Source organism: Streptomyces sp. SID5785 (assembly GCF_009870065.1).
In the GTDB taxonomy this organism is placed as follows: domain Bacteria; phylum Actinomycetota; class Actinomycetes; order Streptomycetales; family Streptomycetaceae; genus Streptomyces.
This window is the reverse complement of record NZ_WWIA01000098.1, coordinates 1-3,702: the sequence shown is the minus strand read 5'-3', so window position 1 is coordinate 3,702 and position 3,702 is coordinate 1. Positions and strand designations below refer to the sequence as shown.

Below are 3,702 nucleotides of genomic sequence, written 5' to 3'. Positions count from 1 at the left end.
ACGGCGCGGCCCAGGTGCCGTTCGGCGGGCTCTCGCACGGCCGGGCCGAGGCGGTCGCCCGGGCCGTCGCACCCGCGCGCGGCGCCGACGCCGAACGGGAGACCGCCGAGGCGCTGGCCGACCTCGACCGGGCCCGCGGCGCCCGCACCTACGCGGCGGGTGTCGACGAGGTGTGGCAGAAGGCCACCGACGGGCGCGTCCGCCTGCTCGTGGTCGAGGAGAACTTCCGCGTCACCGTGCGCGCGGGCGAGGGCCACCTGGCCCCGGCCGCCGACGACGACCTCGACGCCGTGCACGACATCGTCGACGAGATCGTGGAGTCCGCCCTGGAGACCGGCGCCGAGGTCGCCTTCGTGCCCGACGGCGCGCTGGTCGACTCCGGACACATCGCCGCGGCCCTGCGCTTCTGAACCGAAAGAGGACCCTGCCATGAGGTCAGCCCTGTCGTCCCGGCGGTCCCGCCGGGCCCTGCGCGGACCGGCCGCCCTGGCCGTCTGCGCCGCCCTCACCGGCGCCGCCCTGCTCACCGCGTGCAGCGACGACGGCGGGGACGACTCCGGCGCGAGCGCCAGCCCCCGCCCCACCGCACCCGAACGGTCCCACTTCTCCGGCGAACCGCCCACACCGCTCGCGTCGAAGGCCTCCGAGGCCGAGGAGTCGGCCTCCCGGCGGGCCGCGTCCGCCGCCGCCTCGGCCTCCGAGCGCGCGCACGACTTCGAGGCCTCCGTCGCCGCCGACGTCGAGCGCAACCGCCAGGAGTACCGCAAGGCGCTCGACTCCGCGGACGGCAAGGGCAACGCGGTCGACGACGTCTCCCTCACCGGCAAGCCGCTCGCGCAGACGGACAACGTCCGCGCCCTCGTCGTCAACATCACCAACAGCACCGACAGGACCGCCTCGTACGCGGTCCAGGTCGACTTCAGCGACGCCGACGGCAAGGTCGTCGAGTCCACCGTCGTCGGCGCCCGCGACCTGAAGGCCGGCGACCGCGCCCAGCCCCTGGCCATCAGCACCAAGCCGCCCGAGCCGCACCTCACCGCGAAGATCGCGAAGGCGCAGCGCTACTGACCCGGACCAGCCGATGACCCAGCGCCACCCCCTGTCCGCCGTGCCCCGGCTCGTCGCCTCGGTCGTGCTCGGGGCGCTCGCCGGCCTCGCCGTCGGCCTGCCCGCGCACGACACCGGGCTCGGCGTCCTCGCCGGTATCGCGGTCACGGAGGGCTGCTTCGTGCTGTCCGGCTGGCTGACCCTGTGGCCGATGGACGCGGCGGCCACCCGCCGCAACGTGCGCCGCGAGGACCTGCGCCCCCTCACCGAGGAACTCGTCGTCGTCGCGGTGGCCCTGTGCGGGCTCGTCGCCATCGTGCTCCTGCTGCTGCGCGGCCGGGCCGACCACACCCAGGCCGCGGCGGCGACCGCGCTCGGCGGCGTCTTCCTGGCCTGGGCCGCGCTCCACCTCATGTACGCGACCCGGTACGCCTTCGTCTACCACGCGTCCGGCGGCGGGATCGACTTCAACGGGAAGGAGGCGCCCGCGTACCGGGACTTCTTCTACTTCAGTTACAACCTCGGCATGACCTACCAGGTGTCCGACACCGACGTCTCCAGCCCGGACATCCGCGCGATCGTGCTGCGGCACTCCCTGCTGTCGTACGTCTTCGGGACCAGCATCCTCGCCACGGCCATCAACCTCGTCACCGGCATCGTCACCGGCTGACGTCCCGCCGTCCCGCACCCGGCCGGTGATCGGCGCCGCCTATCACGTCATCGAAACCGCCTGTTTGACACGTTCTCCACCGCGGCCGGAAGCTGAACTCGCCGGGCGTGCGCGGCGGGTGACCTCCCCCCGACGCGCACGAAGAACCTGGAGAAACCTGAAGAAAGAGGCAGAACCGACCATGGGCGACATCGAGGACCCGGCCGACGCACTCACCGTCACACCGCCGAAGGAATGGGCCACCGGTGTGCCCGCCGTGGCCCACGCCCTCGAGTACTCCCTCGGGCAGACCTCCGTGCGCCGCACCGCGCTCACGCTGCTGAACATCAACCAGCCGAAGGGGTTCGACTGCCCCGGCTGCGCCTGGCCCGACCCCGCCCCCGGCAAGCGGCATCGCAACGAGTACTGCGAGAACGGCGCCAAGCACATCGCCGACGAGGCCACCTCGCGCCGCGTCACGGCCGACTTCTTCCGCCGGCACACCGTCGCCGAGCTCGACACGAAGTCCGACTACTGGCTCAACCAGCAGGGCCGCCTCACCGAACCCATGGTCAAGCGGCCCGGCGCCGAGCACTACGAGCCCATCGGATGGGACGCCGCCCTCGACCTCCTCGCCGGCGAACTGCGCGCACTCGACTCCCCGGACGAGGCCCTCTTCTACACCTCGGGACGGCTCAACAACGAGGCCGCCTTCCTGCTCCAGCTCTTCGCCCGCGCCTACGGCACCAACAACCTGCCCGACTGCTCGAACATGTGTCACGAGTCCAGCGGCTCCGCCCTCACGGAGACCCTCGGCATCGGCAAGGGCAGCGTGTCCCTCGACGACATCCACGGCAGCGACCTCGTCTTCGTCGTCGGCCAGAACCCGGGCACCAACCACCCGCGGATGCTCACCGCGCTGGAGGAGACCAAGCGGGGCGGCGGCCGCGTCATCGCCGTCAACACCCTGCCCGAGGCCGGGCTGCTGCGCTTCAAGCACCCGCAGAAGGCGCGCGGCGTCATCGGCCGCGGCACCGAGATCGCCGACCAGTTCCTGCACATCAGGGCCGGCGGCGACCTCGCCCTCTTCCAGGCGCTCAACCTCCTGCTCCTCGAGGCGGAGGAGCGCGCCCCCGGCACCGTCCTCGACCACGGCTTCATCGACGGTTCCAGCACCGGCTTCCAGGAGTTCGCCGAGCAGGCCCGCAAGACCTCCTGGGACGACGTCCTCCTCGCGACCGGGCTCAGCCGCGAGGAGATCGAGCGCGTCCACGAACAGGTCATGGCCAGCCGCAGCGTCATCGTCTGCTGGGCCATGGGCCTGACCCAGCACAAGCACGGCGTCCCCACCATCCGCGAGATCGTCAACTTCCTGATGCTGCGCGGCAACATCGGCAGGCCCGGCGCGGGTGTCTGCCCCGTCCGCGGCCACAGCAACGTGCAGGGCGACCGCACCATGGGCATCTGGGAGCGGATGCCGCAGCCCTTCCTCGACGCGCTCGGCGCCGAGTTCGGCTTCACCCCGCCCACCCGGCACGGGCTCGACTCCGTCGACGGCATCCGGGCCATGCGCGACGGCAGGGCCAAGGTCTTCGTCGGCGTCGCGGGCAACTTCGTCCGGGCCACCCCCGACAGCGACGTCACCGAAGAGGCGCTGCGCGGCTGCCGTCTCACCGTCCAGATCTCGACCAAGCTCAACCGCTCGCACACCGTCTGCGGCGACACGGCCCTGATCCTGCCGACCCTCGGGCGCAGCGACCGCGACGTGCAGGGCGGCGTCGAGCAGTTCTACACGGTCGAGGACTCCATGAGCGAGGTGCACGCCTCGCGCGGCCGGCTCGCCCCGGCGTCCCCGCACCTGCTCAGCGAGGTCGCGATCATCGCCCGGCTGGCCCGCAGGGTCCTCGGGGACAGCCCGGACATTCCCTGGGAGGACTTCGAGGCCGACTACGGGACCGTCCGCGACCGCATCGCCCGCGTCGTCCCCGGCTTCGAGGACTTCAACG

3 protein-coding genes and 1 pseudogene are annotated in these 3,702 nt (G+C 72.4%); all 4 read left to right on the top strand.

The features are described from left to right. Positions 1-410: pseudogene (locus GTW43_RS02985) on the top strand (chemotaxis protein); the annotation flags it as partial. Positions 411-429: 19 nt separating this feature from the next. Beyond that, a complete protein-coding gene (locus tag GTW43_RS02980; protein WP_161299992.1) occupies positions 430-1,068 on the top strand; it encodes a hypothetical protein in 639 nt (212 codons plus the stop codon). A gap of 13 nt (positions 1,069-1,081) precedes the next feature. Then, complete coding sequence (locus GTW43_RS02975) at positions 1,082-1,717, top strand: DUF1345 domain-containing protein (RefSeq protein WP_161299990.1); 636 nt, start codon at positions 1,082-1,084, stop codon at positions 1,715-1,717. 181 nt (positions 1,718-1,898) lie between these two features. Continuing rightward, positions 1,899-3,702, top strand: a 1,804-nt coding sequence (locus tag GTW43_RS02970; protein ID WP_161299988.1) for an FdhF/YdeP family oxidoreductase, incomplete at its 3' end; no start/stop codon positions are given.